Origin of the sequence: Actinokineospora sp. (assembly GCF_050699995.1) — a bacterium.
Classification (GTDB): domain Bacteria; phylum Actinomycetota; class Actinomycetes; order Mycobacteriales; family Pseudonocardiaceae; genus Actinokineospora.
The window spans coordinates 1-1153 of record NZ_JBOHGC010000597.1 but is presented as its reverse complement, the minus strand read 5'-3'; the positions used below and the strand labels follow the sequence as shown (position 1 = coordinate 1153).

The 1153-nt window shown below is 68.3% G+C and carries 1 protein-coding gene; it reads right to left on the bottom strand.

The genetic code is table 11. The annotated features are described in order from the left end of the window. Window positions 1-1153, bottom strand: a 1153-nt coding sequence (locus ACRDSQ_RS28890; protein WP_431425388.1) for a hypothetical protein, incomplete at both ends; no start/stop codon positions are given.

The window sequence follows — 1153 nt, the reverse complement described above, 5'->3', positions numbered from 1 at the left end:
CCGCCGTTGGCCGAGATCCGCCCGTTCAGCGCGATCGTGTCGGCCACGATCCGCACCAACCCGCCGCCGTTCCCCCCGACGCAGACCGTGCAGTTGAAGTTGGTATGACCACCACCGCCGCTGCCCGGATGGTCGGGGTTCTTGAAGTCCCCGTAGACCAGATCGCGGCGCGAGGAATGGCCGCCCGCCAGACCGCCGTAGCTGCCGCCGGTATCGAGAGAGCTGCCCGCAGCGTTGCCGATCGTGCGCCCGTTGTTGATCGCGTTCCCGGGCTGCTGGCCGCCGAGGTAGCCCTTCGACGTCACGTCGATCCGGCTCGTCGCGTCGATCGTCACAGTATCGGCATCGATCTCGAGGCGAGTCTCGGAGGTGGTAGTCGTGCTCTCTGCGGTCAACAGAGAGCTGCTCGAAAGCGTCAGGGTGGCTGCTGTCACGGACGCCACCGTGGCCGTTCCTGTATCAAGGAATAGCTCGGCGGTTCCGGTGTCGAGACGCCGCGCCGCCAAGGACCCGCGGATCCGGGTCCGGTCGGCACTCGGGTCGACGACGACGATGTCGTCGCTGGTCGAAACGTTGGCTCCTCCCAGCACCTGGAAATCATCGAATGTGTACACCCCGGTATACCGGTTCCCGGGCGCAGCGATCGCCGTCATCGCTCCATCGGCGGGATCGGTCGTGAGCGTGGTGGCCGTGTTGCTGATCACCGTGAACGTCTGGCCCTGCGCTGTGTTCGGGTTCAGCTCGAGGCCGACAAGCCCCACCGCCCGGGTCGTCGCGTTCGGGACCGGGAACGAAGCGCTCGACCGCGTGAGCGTGTTCGCGGCCAGCGCCGTGCTCGTCGCCGAGCCGATCGCGCGCAGCGGCGTGACCCCCGCCGGCGAGTTGCCGCGGCTGTCGACGATCAGGCTCCCGAAGGTGTCGTTCAGCTCGTCGAGCAAGAACACCGTGCCCGCGCCCGCGTCCGACCCCACGTCCGTGGTCGCCGCGTCCCCGGGCTTCGCCGTGATCTTCGAGAGGTCGAATCCGGTGACGTCTTCGTAACGCACCGCGACCCGCCCGCCGCCGCCGGCACCCGCGATACTTCCCCCGGTGGTCGTGTTGTTGCCGCCATTCGCTTCGATCGTGCCGCTGCCGCTCAGCACGCGGGCCTCGA